The organism is Klebsiella sp. 141203 (assembly GCF_032601985.1).
Taxonomy (GTDB): domain Bacteria; phylum Pseudomonadota; class Gammaproteobacteria; order Enterobacterales; family Enterobacteriaceae; genus Klebsiella; species Klebsiella aerogenes.
Genome location: NZ_JAQIRL010000004.1, coordinates 458,054 through 473,266, shown reverse-complemented (window position 1 = coordinate 473,266; position 15,213 = coordinate 458,054). Strand labels below are relative to the sequence as shown.

General features: G+C 56.1%; 16 protein-coding genes. 7 read left to right on the top strand and 9 right to left on the bottom strand.

Features of this window, described 5'->3' with window-relative positions; translation table 11 throughout:
• Nucleotides 1-4: 4 nt before the first annotated feature.
• Entirely contained in the window at nt 5-1,495 is a 1,491-nt protein-coding gene (locus PGR29_RS18685; protein ID WP_316425100.1) for a nicotinate phosphoribosyltransferase, read from the bottom strand.
• Nucleotides 1,496-1,499: 4 nt separating this feature from the next.
• Nucleotides 1,500-2,369 carry a ribose-phosphate diphosphokinase gene (gene prs, locus PGR29_RS18680; RefSeq protein ID WP_047038122.1) on the bottom strand — a complete coding sequence of 290 codons (870 nt, stop codon included), beginning with the start codon at nt 2,367-2,369 and terminating at the stop codon, nt 1,500-1,502.
• 197 nt (nt 2,370-2,566) lie between these two features.
• Here prs and PGR29_RS18675 point away from each other — a divergent pair, with 197 nt between their 5' ends.
• From PGR29_RS18675 to PGR29_RS18660, 4 genes are all read left to right on the top strand, one after another.
• Nucleotides 2,567-3,286 carry an NUDIX hydrolase gene (locus PGR29_RS18675; RefSeq protein ID WP_316425099.1) on the top strand — a complete coding sequence of 240 codons (720 nt, stop codon included), beginning with the start codon at nt 2,567-2,569 and terminating at the stop codon, nt 3,284-3,286.
• 80 nt (nt 3,287-3,366) lie between these two features.
• Nucleotides 3,367-4,389 carry a hydrolase gene (locus PGR29_RS18670; RefSeq protein WP_316425098.1) on the top strand — a complete coding sequence of 341 codons (1,023 nt, stop codon included), beginning with the start codon at nt 3,367-3,369 and terminating at the stop codon, nt 4,387-4,389.
• Nucleotides 4,386-4,604 carry a YheU family protein gene (locus tag PGR29_RS18665; RefSeq protein ID WP_015369405.1) on the top strand — a complete coding sequence of 73 codons (219 nt, stop codon included), beginning with the start codon at nt 4,386-4,388 and terminating at the stop codon, nt 4,602-4,604. Before PGR29_RS18670 ends, PGR29_RS18665 begins: the two co-directional genes overlap by 4 nt.
• 72 nt (nt 4,605-4,676) lie before the next feature.
• A complete protein-coding gene (locus PGR29_RS18660) occupies nt 4,677-5,546 on the top strand; it encodes a phosphoribulokinase (RefSeq protein WP_015369404.1) in 870 nt (289 codons plus the stop codon).
• Nucleotides 5,547-5,608: 62 nt separating this feature from the next.
• On the opposite strand, the gene PGR29_RS18655 is transcribed toward PGR29_RS18660, so the two are convergent.
• Nucleotides 5,609-6,013 carry an OsmC family protein gene (locus tag PGR29_RS18655; RefSeq protein ID WP_015703648.1) on the bottom strand — a complete coding sequence of 135 codons (405 nt, stop codon included), beginning with the start codon at nt 6,011-6,013 and terminating at the stop codon, nt 5,609-5,611.
• Nucleotides 6,014-6,317: 304 nt separating this feature from the next.
• Between PGR29_RS18655 and crp the strand changes: the two genes are divergently transcribed.
• Both crp and PGR29_RS18645 read left to right on the top strand, forming a co-directional pair.
• The gene (gene crp, locus PGR29_RS18650) at nt 6,318-6,950 is read left to right on the top strand and encodes a cAMP-activated global transcriptional regulator CRP (RefSeq protein ID WP_000242758.1); all 633 of its coding nucleotides are present in this window, start codon (nt 6,318-6,320) and stop codon (nt 6,948-6,950) included.
• A 50-nt stretch (nt 6,951-7,000) separates the two neighbouring features.
• The gene (locus tag PGR29_RS18645; protein WP_316425097.1) at nt 7,001-9,079 is read left to right on the top strand and encodes a YccS/YhfK family putative transporter; all 2,079 of its coding nucleotides are present in this window, start codon (nt 7,001-7,003) and stop codon (nt 9,077-9,079) included.
• Here PGR29_RS18645 and argD read toward each other — a convergent pair.
• The 5 genes from argD to ppiA all read right to left on the bottom strand — a co-directional run bounded on the left by argD (nt 9,069) and on the right by ppiA (nt 12,410).
• Nucleotides 9,069-10,289 (bottom strand): bifunctional acetylornithine/succinyldiaminopimelate transaminase, encoded by a 1,221-nt coding sequence (gene argD / locus PGR29_RS18640; protein WP_271032855.1) that lies wholly within the window; start codon nt 10,287-10,289, stop codon nt 9,069-9,071. The genes PGR29_RS18645 and argD overlap by 11 nt on opposite strands.
• Before the next feature lie 89 nt (nt 10,290-10,378).
• On the bottom strand, nt 10,379-10,942 hold the full coding sequence (gene pabA, locus PGR29_RS18635) for an aminodeoxychorismate synthase component 2 (RefSeq protein WP_316425096.1): 564 nt from the start codon (nt 10,940-10,942) through the stop codon (nt 10,379-10,381).
• Between the two features lie 32 nt (nt 10,943-10,974).
• A complete protein-coding gene (locus PGR29_RS18630; RefSeq protein WP_316425095.1) occupies nt 10,975-11,577 on the bottom strand; it encodes a putative adenosine monophosphate-protein transferase Fic in 603 nt (200 codons plus the stop codon).
• Nucleotides 11,567-11,734 carry a YhfG family protein gene (locus PGR29_RS18625; RefSeq protein ID WP_087859080.1) on the bottom strand — a complete coding sequence of 56 codons (168 nt, stop codon included), beginning with the start codon at nt 11,732-11,734 and terminating at the stop codon, nt 11,567-11,569. The genes PGR29_RS18630 and PGR29_RS18625 overlap by 11 nt, the downstream gene beginning before the upstream one ends.
• Before the next feature lie 106 nt (nt 11,735-11,840).
• Nucleotides 11,841-12,410 (bottom strand): peptidylprolyl isomerase A, encoded by a 570-nt coding sequence (gene ppiA, locus PGR29_RS18620; protein WP_015369397.1) that lies wholly within the window; start codon nt 12,408-12,410, stop codon nt 11,841-11,843.
• 277 nt (nt 12,411-12,687) lie between these two features.
• Here ppiA and tsgA point away from each other — a divergent pair, with 277 nt between their 5' ends.
• On the top strand, nt 12,688-13,866 hold the full coding sequence (gene tsgA, locus PGR29_RS18615) for an MFS transporter TsgA (protein WP_015369396.1): 1,179 nt from the start codon (nt 12,688-12,690) through the stop codon (nt 13,864-13,866).
• On the opposite strand, the gene PGR29_RS18610 is transcribed toward tsgA, so the two are convergent.
• A complete protein-coding gene (locus PGR29_RS18610; RefSeq protein WP_316425094.1) occupies nt 13,863-15,185 on the bottom strand; it encodes a cytosine deaminase in 1,323 nt (440 codons plus the stop codon). The genes tsgA and PGR29_RS18610 overlap by 4 nt on opposite strands.
• Between the last annotated feature and the right edge of the window lie 28 nt (nt 15,186-15,213).

Sequence of the window (15,213 nt, the reverse complement as noted above, 5' to 3'; positions counted from 1 at the left end):
GGCATCAACGCTGCGCCGCCAGCCGGGCGCGGATCTGTGACAATGATTCGTAACCAAACAGCTGGCCATCAAGGAAACGAGTGGTTAGCTCTCCCTGACCTTCTTGCTCCTGGCTTTGATCGTCATGCAGCCGTAGCTCGCCGCTGGCATCGCGCGCTACGCGTAACAGCCCGCGCGCAGAACGTTTCAGGCCATTGTCGGTTTTTGGCTCCTTAAAGAGCGCTCTTCCTTCGCCATTCACTTCTCCCCAGGTGGCTTTCATCGCAAAGCCGAAAGTATCACGCGTATTATACTGGTAGGTATATGAACCCACCCCGAATACCACGTTAGCGCTGGCAAAGCCTTTGGCTTCCAGGCGACACAGGATCTCATCCGCTCTCGCAAGCGTAATAGAATCGCCATAAATCAGACCTACGTGGGGGTCCAGCACCTTATACCCCTTCTCGTTAATCGTCCCGCCAAAGATTTCCCACAGCACCTCAACCGAACCTTTCTCTTCGGCGCAACGATCGCTGCGGGTATCATCATCGGCGGCAGTGCCGCAGAGGATAGCCACCGGATCGCCGCTGTCCGGTCGGAATACCACACGTCCCTGGCGTTGCATAATGACGGCTTTCAGTTCGCGGGTATACTCGGTCAGTACCTGCCAGTAATCCCAGGTATCGGAAACAATAGAGACAAACCCCTGCGGGTGGACGTCAGCGATGAGCCGGCGAAAAGTTTCTATCTCCCGATCCCGCTCGCCCATACACATCACGCTATGCTCGGTAGCGGGGATGCTGGAGCCGATCGTATCTTCTTCACCCCGAGTATAGTAATCACGAGCGTAGAGCAGCGCAGGCAGGCTATCAGTCCCTTTAAAGCTAATCAGATGTCCGCTGCCAGACTGTGCGGCGTCATGTAGCCCGGACATGCCGCGAAACGAAAAGTCGTGGCATTGAAAATCCAGATGTGTCAAATCGCTACAGGTTTGCTCCGCCCAGCGTTCGCAGATCAGACGATAGTGATGCGCGATAGTGGCATTAGTTGACGTTTTCCACAGTTCTGCCGAAAGGACCGTCTCCAGATAGTTCACCAGCCAGAAAAACTGCGGCAGGGTATTGGTGATGGTTAAAACCGGTACCTTCATCGGCACTTTCGTGCCCTCATCCAGCGCTTTGATGTGCAGCGGCAGGTAGCCTAGCTGATGCAGCTCGCGGATATGATCTACCGCGACACTATCCCGTCCCAGGTAGCCGTCCATAACCTGCTTATACTCGCTGACCACTTCCTCTTCCGGACGAGCGAAAAAGCCCTCGTTAAACAGATCGATGAGGAACCACTGTAAAAAACCCTGTAAGCCGAAGAATACCAACTTGCCATCCGCTAGCGGCGACTGAAAGAAACGGTCGCCGCGCGGCGTAAAATTCGAATAGACCTTAGTCGTCCCCTGTGGATACTGAACGCGATGGGAAACTTTATAACCATCGATAGCCAGAATCGGATTCATTTTCATTTTGTTATCCCCAATAAGCGCGGTAAATGGTTTCAATATCAATCAGTTCCAGCTGTGGATGGACTAAAGCCGCAGAGGAATAAGAGGTGGTGGAGTAAATGGCATCGATGCCATTATTCAATAGATGCGTAATGCCTTTAGAAAAGACGCCATGCGTCACGTACAGGCTAACGCTACGCGCGCCGGCGTCACGCAGGACCTGCGCCGAGCCGATAAACGTTCCACCGGCATCGCAAAGATCATCAACGATCAGTACCGCTTTACCCGCCACCTCTCCGGCCAGCAGCGAAAAGCCTGTTAACGCGCCGCTAGCGACATCTCGCTCCTTACTGAGGATCGCAAACTCGCTGGCGCCACAGGCTTTAGCGACATACTGAATTTTCTTTAACGCTCCAGCATCCGGCGCCACCAGCATTAACTCCCCGGCGGCGATGGCACGTCGCAGATGGGAGTTCTGCAGCAGGCACTGTTGTTGGCTAATCGCGACCAGGTTGTTTACCGCCGCCGCCGCGGCCTCACTATGCGGGTCGAGGACTACAATTTTGTCGAATCCCAGTGTATTCAGCTGCTGTGCAAAAACTTTCAGCGCAAAGCTGTCGCCTGGCACCATATGGCGATCCTGGCGCGCCCACGGCAGCCATGGCAGCTCCAGATGGCTGAAGGCGACATCGGTCACATGGCGAACGGCCTCCACCAACTGGGCCAGCAGCATAAAATCATTCATATCACGTAGCGCGACCGCCCGGATGCGCATTAACGCGGCGGAGGCCGGCAGCTCACCGGTCACTTTCAGCCAGCCTGCGCCATCAGGGAAGACGCCGCTGGCAAGGGTTACCGCTGTATCGTCCAGCAAAAGTGTGAATTTTTCGCTCATGATGGCCTCCTCGCCTAAATTATGTCTCTTGGACACAATTAATAATGTCCTTAAGACACTATTCATGCAAGCATTAAATATCGTTCCGCGACGAAAAATAATTAACCAATTGAAAAATAGATGGAAAAAATAGCCACTTGCCGCTCTGAAGGGGGCTGGTACACTTGTCGGCGTTCTTATTGCGCAGCGAGCATGTTATGACCACCGACGCCGATTACCTCAACCACTACGAAGCCAGCCGTTTTCCTTCACCGCTGGTAACCGTCGACAGCGTGCTGTTTACCCTTCATCAGGGAGCCCTGTGCGTACTGTTGGTTGAACGCGCGAATCCTCCACAGCAAGGCGCATGGGGGCTGCCCGGCGGATTTATCGATATGGCCCACGATGAGTCCACCCGCACTACGGCGCTGCGGAAACTGACGGAAAAAACTGGCATTTCCCCTTCCTGGCTGGAGCAGTTCGGTACCTTTTCCGGACCGGACCGCGATCCGCGCGGTTGGAGCCTGACCGTTGCCTGGTTCGCGCTAATCGCCTGGGTCGACTGTCAGCCGCATATCGCCAGCGTCAGCGATGCCCGCTGGGTGCCGGTCCAGCAGCTTGATGAATATCGCCTGGCCTTCGATCATCGGCAGATAGTCAGCGCCGCGCTGGAGCGCCTGCGCCAGAAAACGATGTATTCGTTATTGCCTGTTTACTGTTTGGGGGATACCTTTACCCACGGCCAGTTGCAGGAAGCGACCGAAATCATCCTCGGCCAGCCGATTCAGCGTAAAAGCCTAATCCGCCGTTTTGAGGCCTCCGGCATGTTCGAAGAAACCGGAGAAACGCTGGCGACAGGGGCGCGAAAGGCGCGATTGTGGCGGCTCAAGCCCGGTGCGGATATCCACCTCTTCTCGCGCAATCTGCTTGCCGATTAGCCGCAAGACCACATATTGGCTAACCGCCCACTTTTATGCGCGGTATAGTGTTCTAAAAGTTTCTTAATAATCCTGGTACTATGGTTGAAATAACCCCGACAGCAGTGACGCCCCCCGATAACGATTCGCGCGAATTCCATCCGATGCGCGGCGTGGGCAATCGTCATCTGCAAACCATGCTGCCGCGGATCATCCGCCGCAAGCTCCGATTTACGCCGCACTGGCAGCGCCTTGAGCTGCCGGATGGCGATTTCGTCGATCTGGCCTGGAGCGAAGACCCCGCCGGCGCTCACCACAAACCGCGTCTGGTGGTTTTTCACGGTCTGGAAGGCAGCCTGCACAGCCCTTACGCCCACGGTTTGATTCACGCCGCTATGCAGCGCGGCTGGCTCGGGGTGGTGATGCATTTTCGCGGCTGCAGCGGCGAGCCGAATCGTAACAGTCGTATTTACCACTCTGGCGAAACGGAAGATGGCACCTGGTTCCTGCACTGGCTGCAGCGCGAGTTCGGCGCCGCGCCGACGGCAGCGGTAGGCTATTCGCTTGGCGGTAACATGCTGGGCTGTCTGCTGGCGAAAGAAGGCGACAATATTCCGCTCGATGCGGCCGTCATTGTTTCGGCGCCCTTTATGCTGGAAGCCTGCAGCTACCATATGGATAAAGGATTTTCGCGCGTCTATCAGCGTTACCTGCTCAACCTGCTGAAAGCTAACGCCGCGCGCAAGCTAAAAGCCTATCCGGGCTCGCTGCCGGTGGATCTTCGCCAGCTCAAAAGCATGCGCCGCATCCGCGAATTCGACGACATGATCACCGCCAAAATCCACGGTTTCGCCGATGCGCTAGACTATTACCGACAGTGCAGCGCGATGCCGCGCTTAAGCGATATCACCAAGCCGACGCTGATCATTCACGCAAAAGACGATCCGTTTATGGACCATCATTCCATCCCGCCGCAGGAACAGCTGCCGGCAAACGTCGAATATCAGCTCACGGAACAAGGCGGCCACGTTGGCTTTGTCGGCGGTACGCTGCGAAAACCGCAGATGTGGCTGGAGCAACGTATTCCGGATTGGTTAACCCGCTGGCTGGGAGGACAGGCATGATTATTCCCTGGCAGGATCTCGATCCCGAAACGCTGGATAATCTGATTGAAAGCTTTGTGTTGCGCGAAGGCACCGATTATGGTGAACATGAACGTTCGCTTGCCGATAAAGTCGCCGATGTAAAACAGCAGCTTAAAACCGGGGAGGCCGTGCTGGTGTGGTCAGAACTGCACGAGACGGTCAACATCATGCCCCGCAAGATGTTTAACGGCTAAGCGCCATGCCCCTCTAACCGCGAGAGCCTGGCGCGATACGGCGACACACCATCACTTAATCAGGGAGTTGTTATGTCTGCCAAACATCCAGTGATCGCAGTCACGGGCTCCAGCGGCGCGGGCACCACCACCACCAGCCTCGCGTTTCGCAAAATTTTCTCGCAGCTGAACCTGCATGCCGCGGAGGTCGAAGGGGATAGCTTCCATCGCTACACTCGCCCGGAAATGGACATGGCGATCCGCAAGGCGCGCGATCAGGGCAAACACATCAGCTACTTTGGCCCGGAAGCCAACGACTTCAGCCTGCTTGAACGCACCTTTTTAGAATACGGCGAATTCGGCAAGGGCCAGTCGCGCAAATATCTCCATACCTACGATGAAGCGGTTCCCTGGAATCAGGTTCCCGGTACCTTTACCCCGTGGCAGCCGCTGCCTGAACCCACCGACGTGCTGTTTTATGAAGGGCTGCACGGCGGCGTGGTGACGCCGCAGCACGACGTGGCGAAACATGTCGACCTGCTGGTCGGCGTGGTGCCGATCGTCAACCTCGAATGGATCCAGAAGCTCATTCGCGATACCAGCGAACGAGGCCATTCGCGCGAAGCGGTGATGGACTCGGTGGTGCGTTCGATGGAGGACTACATCAATTTCATCACCCCGCAGTTCTCACGTACCCATATCAACTTCCAGCGCGTGCCGACGGTGGATACCTCGAATCCGTTTGCCGCCAAAGGCATTCCATCGCTCGACGAAAGCTTCGTGGTGATTCACTTCCGTAATTTGCAGGGGATTGATTATCCCTGGCTGTTGGCGATGCTACAGGGGTCGTTTATCTCGCATATGAACACCCTGGTGGTACCGGGCGGTAAGATGGGGCTGGCGATGGAGCTCATTATGGCGCCGCTGGTCGAGCGCTTGATGGAAGGCAAAACCATTAGTTAAGGGTAAAATAAAACCCCGGTCGCCGTGCTGCCGGGGTTAGTGTCCCGCTACGTCAATTCGTCTCAGGCTTCGATCACTTCGTAAGAATGGGTGATGTTGACCGCCTTTTCCAGCATCAGCGCCACCGAGCAGTACTTCTCCGCGGATAAATCCACCGCACGGGACACCGCCGCATCCTTCAGCTCTTTACCGGTGACGATAAAGTGCAGATTAATATGGGTGAACAGGCGCGGCGCCTCTTCACGGCGTTCAGAGGTCAGCTTCACTTCGCAGTTAGTGACGTTTTGACGCCCTTTTTGCAGGATAGACACCACGTCAATTGCGCTACAGCCGCCCGCTGCCATTAACACCATCTCCATCGGGCTGGGCGCTTTGTCCCCGGAGTTGCCATCCATTAAAATCTGGTGGCCGGAGGCCGACTCACCGATGAAGGTTAGACCTTCCACCCATTTCACACGCGCTTGCATAAAATTTAACTCCGCTGTTGCAATTTTCCTGACAGATTACGCGCACATAACAAATCTCGCAACGGAAGGCGACCTGGGTCATGCTGAAGCGAGACACCAGGAGACATGCGGTGAAAGCTATGCTAAAACAGTCTGGATGCTACAGTAATACATTGATGTACCGCATGTATGCTGAGGAGTTCACATTACAGGCTGCATAAATTGAGCAGCCAGCTTCCCAGGCATAGGGAAAAATACGATTGCATGCCCGGATGCCGTGTAGTGTCGGCGTCCGGAGATAGCTTATAACAGAGGATAACCGCGCATGGTGCTTGGCAAACCGCAAACAGACCCTACCCTTGAATGGTTCTTGTCTCATTGCCACATTCATAAGTACCCATCAAAGAGCACGCTGATTCACCAGGGTGAGAAAGCGGAAACGCTTTACTACATCGTAAAAGGCTCCGTGGCTGTACTCATCAAGGATGAAGAAGGTAAAGAGATGATCCTCTCTTACCTCAACCAGGGCGATTTCATCGGTGAATTAGGCCTGTTTGAAGAAGGTCAGGAACGTAGTGCCTGGGTACGTGCGAAAACCGCATGTGAAGTGGCCGAGATCTCTTACAAAAAATTCCGTCAGTTAATCCAGGTGAACCCGGACATCCTGATGCGCCTTTCTTCGCAGATGGCGCGTCGTCTGCAGGTCACTTCCGAGAAAGTCGGTAACCTTGCTTTCCTCGACGTGACGGGCCGTATTGCTCAGACCTTACTGAATCTGGCGAAACAGCCTGATGCCATGACCCACCCGGACGGGATGCAGATCAAAATCACCCGCCAGGAAATTGGCCAGATCGTCGGTTGCTCTCGTGAAACCGTCGGCCGTATTCTGAAGATGCTGGAAGATCAAAACCTGATCTCCGCACACGGTAAAACTATCGTCGTCTACGGTACCCGTTAAGTCGCTAAACGGCGTATTGCTCCGCGCAGTACGCCGTTTTTGTTTCTCCCATGTGGCGCAGGCTGATTTACCACCCGGAAGTCAACTATGCACTGCGGCAAACGCTGGTGCTGTGTCTACCTGTGGCCATCGGGCTTCTGCTCGGCCATCTGCAGCAAGGGTTGCTGTTCTCTTTAGTTCCCGCCTGTTGCAATATCGCCGGTCTCGACACCCCGCATAAACGCTTTTTCAAACGCCTGATCGTTGGCGGCTGCCTATTTGCCGGCAGCAGCCTGATTGTGCAATTGCTTCTGGCGCGGGACATCCCTTTGCCGCTTATCCTCAGCGCGCTGGCGCTGATACTCGGCGTGACGGCGGAAATCAGTTCGCTACACGCTCGCCTGTTGCCGGCATCGCTAATCGCCGCCATTTTTACCTTAAGCCTGGCCGGCAATATGCCCATCTGGGAGCCGCTGCTTATCTATGCGCTGGGAACCTTGTGGTACGGACTCTTTAATTGGTTCTGGTTTTGGCTCTGGCGAGAGCAGCCGCTGCGCGAGTCGTTAAGCCTGCTTTACCGCGAACTGGCTAATTATTGCGAGGCCAAATATAGCCTCCTGACGCAGCACACTGACCCGACGACCTCCCTGCCGCCGCTGCTTACCCGCCAGCAGAAGGTGGTCGATTTAATTACCCAGTGCTATCAGCAGATGCATATGTTAGCCGCCAACCAGCGTAGCGATCATAAGCGACTACTGCGCGCGTTCCAGGTTGGGCTGGATCTGCAGGAACATATTTCAGTGAGCCTGCACCAGCCGGAAGAGGTACAAAAACTGGTGGAGCGCAGCCATGCGGAAGCGGTCATCCGCTGGAACGCGCAGACCGTCGCCGCGCGTCTGCGCGTGCTGGCGGATGATATTCTCTACCACCGCTACCCGCGCCGCTTCCAGATGGATAAGCAAATCGGCGCGCTGGAAAAAATCGCTTATCAGCACCCCGATAATCCGGTTGGGCAGTTCTGCGCCTGGCACTTCAGTCGTATCGCCCGTGTGCTGCGTACCCAGCGCCCGCTGTACGCACGTAACCTGATGGCGGATAAAGAACGGCGCCTACCGCTACTACCGGCGCTGAAGAACTACCTGTCATTGAAATCCCCAGCGCTGCGCAACGCCGCGCGCATCAGCGTCATGTTGAGCATCGCCAGCCTGATGGGCAGCGCCCTACATCTGCCGAAGCCGTACTGGATCCTGATGACCGTGCTGTTCGTGACGCAAAACGGTTACGGCGCCACCCGCGTGCGAATTGTCCACCGGGCGGCAGGCACCCTGGCGGGCCTGGTGATCGCCTGGCTGACCCTACATTTCCACGTACCGGAGAGCTACACATTAAGCGGTATGTTGTTCATCACGCTGCTGAGCTATCTCATCATCCGTAAACACTACGGCTGGGCGATGGTGGGCTTTACCGTCACCGCGGTATATACCCTGCAGTTGCTAACGCTTAACGGCGAGCAGTTCATCGTCGCCCGCTTTATCGATACCATCATTGGCTGTCTGATCGCCTTTGGCGGGATGGTCTGGCTATGGCCGCAATGGCAGAGCGGCCTGCTGCGTAAAAACGCCCACGATGCCCTGGAGGCCGATCAGGAGGCTATTCGGCTGATCCTTAGCGCCGATCCGCAGGCCCCGGCGTTGGCCTACCAGCGCATGCGCGTCAACCAGGCGCACAACGCCCTGTATAACTCGCTTAACCAGGCGATGCAGGAACCGGGTTTTAACTCGCACTATCTGGAAGATATGAAGCTGTGGGTAACCCATAGCCAGTTTATCGTTGAGCATATCAACGCCATGACCACGCTGGCGCGCGAGCATACGATGCTAACGCCGGACCTGGCGCAGCGGTATCTGGAATCTTGTGAAATTGCGCTGCAGCGCTGTCAGCAGCGTCTGGATTCAGACGGGCCGGGCAGCGCGGGCGATGTGAATATTCTGGAATCCCAGGACGGGGAAGTGTTGCGTGGGCCGCTCAGCACCCTTGAGCAGCATCTGCAGCGGATCCTCGGCCATCTGAACACCATGCACACCATTTCGTCGGTGGCATGGCGTCAGCGTCCGCATCACGGCATCTGGCTACGCACGACTAGGCGCTAAGCACGTTTTTAACCGCCTGCGCAAAGCGCGCCATCCCTTCGGCGATATCGCTATCATCAATCACCAGCGACGGCACAAAGCGCATCACGTCCGGCCCGGCGTTTAACACCATCACCCCGGCCTGGGCCGCGGCATAGAGGAAATCGCGCGCGCGTCCATGATGCTGCGGTTTAAGCGCGGCGCCGATTAACAGCCCCATGCCGCGGATGTCGCTGAACAGATCGAACTGCGCATCGATCTGCTGCAGGTGTTCGACAAACAGCGCCCGTTTGGCATTGACGCCCGCCAGCACCTGCGGCGTGTTAATCAGGTTGAAAGCCGCGGTCGCCACCGCGCAGGCCAGCGGATTGCCGCCGTAGGTGGAGCCATGGGAACCGGCATGGAAGGCGCTGGCAATTTCATTGGTGGTCAACATCGCGCTAATCGGGAAACCGCCGCCGAGCGCTTTCGCGCTGGTCAGGATGTCCGGCGTCACGCCGTAATGCATATAGGCGAACAGCGAACCGGTACGGCCCATACCGCACTGCACTTCATCAAATACCAGCAGCGCCTGATGCTGGTCGCACAGATCGCGCAGCCCCTGCAGGAACGCCGGCGTCGCCGCCATCACTCCGCCCTCGCCCTGAATCGGCTCAACCACCACCGCGCAGGTATGGTCATCGATCACCGCTTTCACCGCCTCGAGATCGTTAAAGGGGACATGCACGATATCTGCCGGTTTCGGCCCGAAACCATCAGAGTATTTCGGCTGACCACCAACCGAGACGGTGAACAGCGACCGTCCGTGGAAGGCATTATGGAAAGCGATGATTTTGGTTTTGTACGGGCTATGACGAGTGATTGCGTAATGACGCGCCAGCTTGAACGCCGTTTCGTTGGCTTCCGTTCCGGAGTTCATAAACACCACGCGTTCGGCAAAAGTGGCGTCCACCAGTTGTCGACCCAGGCGCAGCGCCGGCTCGTTGGTAAAAACGTTGCTGGTGTGCCACAGGGTTTCGCCCTGCTCGTGCAGCGCCGCCACCAGCGCCGGGTGGCAGTGGCCCAGCGCGGTCACCGCAATCCCGCCGGCAAAATCAATGTACTCTTTGCCCTGCTGATCCCAAACGCGGCTGCCTTTCCCCTTCACCGGAATAAACTCCGCCGGTGCATAAATCGGCAGAATGACTTCATCGAATGTGGCGCGGGTGATTGCCGGTTGCTCTGTTGCCATGTGATGCCCATCCTTCTGTGTAATGTGCAATGATTGCGATGTTTTAATCACAAAATATGCATAATAAATCACTTCATGGCAACTACAAATCAGCGTTTAAGGAAGTTTTCCAGCAGTTGGTGTCCCTGTTCGCTAAGAATGCTCTCCGGGTGGAACTGCACGCCTTCGAGATCCCACTGGCGATGGCGGATACCCATGATTTCACCGCTGGCGCTGCGGGCGGTAACGATAAAATCATCGGGAAGAGTTGGCGGGTCGATAACTAATGAATGGTAGCGCGTAACGGTAAGCGGGTTGTTTAGTCCCTGAAAAACGCCCTCGCCGTTGTGCTCAATAAGCGACGTTTTACCATGCATGACCTGAGCGGCGCGCACGATGCTAGCGCCGAAGACCTGGGCGATGGCCTGATGACCCAGACACACGCCGAGCAGCGGGGTTTTTCCGGCATAGCGGCGGATAACGTCCAGCGAAATACCTGACTCATCGGGCGTGCAGGGGCCCGGCGAAATAACGATTTTCTCCGGCGCCAGCGACACTATCTCTGCCAGCGTTAACTCATCGTTACGCTTAACCAGCACCTCCGCTCCCAGTTCGCAAAAGTACTGGTACAGATTCCAGGTGAAAGAGTCATAGTTATCGATTAGCAGGATCATAGCGGCTCCGGAAAAAACAAAACCGGGCTATTCTACTCAGATTCCCGCGCTTCGCTTACCACTTTACGAAAGATCCGCTCCAGCGGCTCCGGGTCGCCCATCGCGCCCAGCTGGTTAGCCTGGCTCCACGCATCCGGATCGATGCCCCGCCAGTCGAGCAGGTAGCCGGCGTGAACGGCCAACTGTTCGAAGAAGATCCTTTGCGTCAGGCCGTTGCCAAGGCGGAACGGGTGCAGGACATTGATTTCGCCGTAGTACCAGCTCAGGCGCTCGACGAAGGTCTCCCAGGGGAGTTCACACAGATAGTCCTCTTCTTCCAGCTTGCGCATCAGCGCGTTACCCTCTTTCTCTATCCACGCGAAGTGACAAAACGGCGTATCGCCCTGGTAGATATCGATCTCCCGTAGCTTACCCGCCCAGTCAAAGAGATCCTGATAAAGTTGCCGGTGAATGGCGCAGAGATGCGGTAAGCCGCGTCCGCGCGGGCCCAACGGGATCGTCGCCGCGCGCAGCGAAGTGAATTCCCAGACCGTTTGTTCCAGCCGTTGTGCCTGATGGATACCCAGCCGGTTGCGCAGCACATCCAACGCCGGATAGAGATAGGGGTCGCGGTCGTCGCCATATTTATCGCTCATGACGCCTCCTCAGCTCGACAATACGCGCCAGCGCTTCCTCAGCCGTCAGGCTAACCAGCGGTACCGTCGCGCCTTCAAGGCGTCGGCTGGCCTGAAAATTGGCATTGCGGGTCTGTTCCCAGAGCCGGGATTTTTGCTTATCGGTGAGTAAACGCATGGTCGCCTCCCTTATCGTCCCCTGTGTGCCACAAGTATAAGCAGCAATTTCAGGTTACGCAGAGAGGCAAGCTGGGCGCAGGCGGACCGCCCGCGCCAGAAGAGGGTTACGGCAGTACTTTCGCCGAGAGAATGACGACCGGTTTGGACGGAACATTTTGGTACGGGCCGACGTTGTGGGTCGGAACCTGAGAAATTTTGTCGGCGACGTCCATTCCCTTCACCACTTTACCAAATACCGCGTAGCCAAAATCGCGCTGGCCGTGGTCGAGGAAGGCGTTATCGGCCACGTTGATGAAGAACTGACTGGTCGCGCTGTCCTGATCGGCGGTACGCGCCATGGCGATCGTTCCGCGGGTATTACGCAGGCCATTGTCGGCTTCGTTTTTAATCGGCGGGTTCGGCTGCTTTTGCTGCATCTGCTCATTAAAACCGCCGCCCTGCACCATAAAGCCCGGGATCACCCGGTGGAAGGTCGTGTTGTTATAGAAACCGCTGTTCACGTACTTCAGGAAGTTATCGACAGAAATCGGCGCCTTCTGGCTATTCAGCTCCAACTCGATGTTGCCAGCAGAAGTGGTCAGCAGTACGTGCGGGTCGCCCTTGGCCGCCATGGCGGGGGAGAATGCTGAAATGGCGAATACGGCAGCCATCGCCGCCAGAGTGGATTTGAGCATGGAAATTCCTTAACGGAGCAGAGTAAAAAGCAAGTGCCTTGATTCTAAAGAGCCTTTGCATAGCGGGCTAGCCTTTTACCTAATTTTACTTAGCTGAAACACTTGTTACGAACTGACTCAGGTGTGAGCAATCTTATTAATGTGATCAAAGTCACACAAAACCATGCAATAAGCTCTACATTTCAATATAAACGTTTGCCTTCATCACTTGAATGAATAAAATCTGTGCGCCCGGCGCAGCGTCAACGCGCTTTACCTATCTATTCACAGGCCTGTCATGACTAACAGCAATCGTATCAAGCTCACATGGATCAGCTTTTTCTCCTACGCCCTGACCGGCGCGTTGGTGATCGTCACCGGGATGGTGATGGGGAACATCGCGGATTATTTCCATCTGCCGGTGTCCAGTATGAGTAACACCTTTACCTTCCTCAATGCCGGTATTCTGATTTCTATCTTCCTCAATGCCTGGCTGATGGAGATCGTGCCGCTGAAAACCCAGCTGCGCTTCGGCTTTATCCTGATGCTGTTAGCTATCGCCGGGTTGATGTTCGGCCACAGCCTGACGCTGTTCTCCGCATCGATGTTCGTGCTCGGTCTGGTCAGCGGGATCACCATGTCGATCGGTACTTTCCTGATTACCCACATGTATGAAGGCCGTCAGCGCGGCGCGCGTCTGCTGTTCACGGACTCCTTCTTCAGCATGGCGGGGATGATCTTCCCGATGGTCGCCGCCGTTCTGCTGGCGCGCAGCATCGAGTGGTACTGGGTTTACGCCTGTATCGGCCTGGTCTACGTTGCTATTTTCGTGCTGACTTTCGGCTGTGAGTTCCCGGTGCTTGGCAACAAAGCGCTGGCGGAAAACAGCCAGCCGGTGGTGAAAGAGAAATGGGGCATCGGCGTGCTGTTCCTTTCCATCGCCGCGCTATGCTACATCCTCGGCCAGTTGGGCTTTATCTCCTGGGTACCGGAATACGCCAAAGGCCTCGGCATGAGCCTCGGCGACGCCGGTAAGCTGGTCAGCGATTTCTGGATGTCCTATATGATCGGTATGTGGTCGTTCAGCTTCATCCTGCGCTTCTTCGACCTGCAGCGCATCCTGACCGTTCTGGCGGGCCTGGCGACAGTCCTGATGTATCTGTTCATCAATGGTTCGCCGGAGCATATGCCGTGGTTCATCCTGACCCTTGGCTTCTTCTCCAGCGCCATCTATACCTCGATCATCACCCTGGGCTCGCAGCAGACTAAAGTCGCTTCACCGAAGCTGGTGAACTTTATTCTGACCTGCGGCACCATCGGCACCATGCTGACTTTCGTGGTGACCGGGCCGATCGTCGCGGCTAGCGGCCCGCTGGCCGCGCTGCACACCGCGAACGGACTCTATGCCGTGGTATTCGTGATGTGTCTGCTACTTGGCTTCGTTTCCCGCCACCGTCAGAACGCATCGGCGCACTAAGCCTTAGGCCCCTTTGCTTCGGCAAAGGGGCTATTTTTGGTAAAAAACAACTCCTCGCCGCCTTTATCGGTCTGTATCCACGTCTGCGCCAGCTGCGTAGTTGCAATGACCCTTCCCTGACGAATTGACCAACGCACCGGCACCTGGCAGCGTACGGCTTCAAAACCGTTTTCAGCAGGCAGGATCACCAGATTGGCCGGGTTGCCGGTAGCGATGCCGTAATCATTGAGACCAAAGGTTCTGGCGCTGTTGTGGGTAATCAGCTGTAGACTGTCGTTAATCTGCTGATAGCCCATCAGTTGGCAAACGTGCAGCCCCATATGCAGCACCTGTAACATGTTGCCGGTTCCCAACGGATACCATGGGTCGAACACATCATCATGGCCAAAACAGACATTAATGCCGGCCGCCATCAGCTCTTTAACTCGCGTCACGCCGCGCCGCTTCGGGTAGTCATCAAAGCGCCCCTGCAGATGAATATTGACCAGCGGGTTGGCGACGAAGTTAATGCCCGAGAGTTTTAACAGGCGGAACAGCCGCGAGGTATAAGCGCCATTATAGGAGTGCATCGCGGTGGCATGGCTCGCGGTCACCCGGGGGCCAATTCCCTCTTTTAACGCCAGCGCGGCGACCGTTTCGACAAAGCGCGACTGTTCATCGTCAATTTCATCGCAGTGGATATCCAGCGGACGCTGGTATTTCTGCGCCAGACGAAAGGCGATATGCAGCGATTCCACCCCGTATTCACGAGTAAATTCGAAATGCGGGATCGCCCCAACCACATCGGCGCCCAGCCGTAACGCCTCCTCCAGCAAACTCTCACCATTGGGGTAGGATAAAATCCCTTCCTGGGGGAAGGCGACTATCTGCAAATCGACCCACGGCGCTACCTCTTGTTTGACTTCCAGCATCGCTTTCAGCGCGGTCAACGTTGGGTCGGAAACATCGACATGGGTGCGGACAAACTGGATGCCGTTAGCGATTTGCCAGCGCAGGGTTTTCCACGCGCGGGCTTTCACATCCTCATGGCTTAGCAGCGCTTTACGCTCGGCCCAACGCTCAATCCCTTCGAACAGCGTCCCAGACTGGTTCCAGTTCGGTTCTCCCGCCGTCTGCGTGGTATCAAGATGAATGTGCGGTTCGATAAACGGCGGAATGGCCAATCCGCCGCGGGCGTTAAGCACTTCGTAGCTTTCGCTGCGTGCCTCTCCCATCGGCGTGATGTCGCCGAATCGCCCTTTATCAATCGCAATCTGCCACAACCCTTCCCTCTTTGGCAGATGGACGTTCTGAATTAACCACAGCGGCGTTGTCGACATAGTTTGCTCCCCTGAAGATTGCTTATTT

Excerpts from the sequence above, each read along its gene's own strand:
- PGR29_RS18645 (WP_316425097.1), top strand. The coding sequence starts at position 7,001 with ATGTGGCGCAGGCTGATTTACCACCCGGAAGTCAACTATGCACTGCGG.
- PGR29_RS18625 (WP_087859080.1), bottom strand. The coding sequence starts at position 11,734 with ATGCGTTTACTCACCGATAAGCAAAAATCCCGGCTCTGGGAACAGACC.
- PGR29_RS18655 (WP_015703648.1), bottom strand. The coding sequence starts at position 6,013 with ATGCAAGCGCGTGTGAAATGGGTGGAAGGTCTAACCTTCATCGGTGAG.
- tsgA (WP_015369396.1), top strand. The coding sequence starts at position 12,688 with ATGACTAACAGCAATCGTATCAAGCTCACATGGATCAGCTTTTTCTCC.
- PGR29_RS18685 (WP_316425100.1), bottom strand. The coding sequence starts at position 1,495 with ATGAAAATGAATCCGATTCTGGCTATCGATGGTTATAAAGTTTCCCAT.
- PGR29_RS18665 (WP_015369405.1), top strand. The coding sequence starts at position 4,386 with ATGATTATTCCCTGGCAGGATCTCGATCCCGAAACGCTGGATAATCTG.
- prs (WP_047038122.1), bottom strand. The coding sequence starts at position 2,369 with ATGAGCGAAAAATTCACACTTTTGCTGGACGATACAGCGGTAACCCTT.
- ppiA (WP_015369397.1), bottom strand. The coding sequence starts at position 12,410 with ATGCTCAAATCCACTCTGGCGGCGATGGCTGCCGTATTCGCCATTTCA.
- crp (WP_000242758.1), top strand. The coding sequence starts at position 6,318 with ATGGTGCTTGGCAAACCGCAAACAGACCCTACCCTTGAATGGTTCTTG.
- PGR29_RS18660 (WP_015369404.1), top strand. The coding sequence starts at position 4,677 with ATGTCTGCCAAACATCCAGTGATCGCAGTCACGGGCTCCAGCGGCGCG.
- PGR29_RS18670 (WP_316425098.1), top strand. The coding sequence starts at position 3,367 with ATGGTTGAAATAACCCCGACAGCAGTGACGCCCCCCGATAACGATTCG.
- argD (WP_271032855.1), bottom strand. The coding sequence starts at position 10,289 with ATGGCAACAGAGCAACCGGCAATCACCCGCGCCACATTCGATGAAGTC.
- PGR29_RS18630 (WP_316425095.1), bottom strand. The coding sequence starts at position 11,577 with ATGAGCGATAAATATGGCGACGACCGCGACCCCTATCTCTATCCGGCG.
- PGR29_RS18610 (WP_316425094.1), bottom strand. The coding sequence starts at position 15,185 with ATGTCGACAACGCCGCTGTGGTTAATTCAGAACGTCCATCTGCCAAAG.
- pabA (WP_316425096.1), bottom strand. The coding sequence starts at position 10,942 with ATGATCCTGCTAATCGATAACTATGACTCTTTCACCTGGAATCTGTAC.
- PGR29_RS18675 (WP_316425099.1), top strand. The coding sequence starts at position 2,567 with ATGACCACCGACGCCGATTACCTCAACCACTACGAAGCCAGCCGTTTT.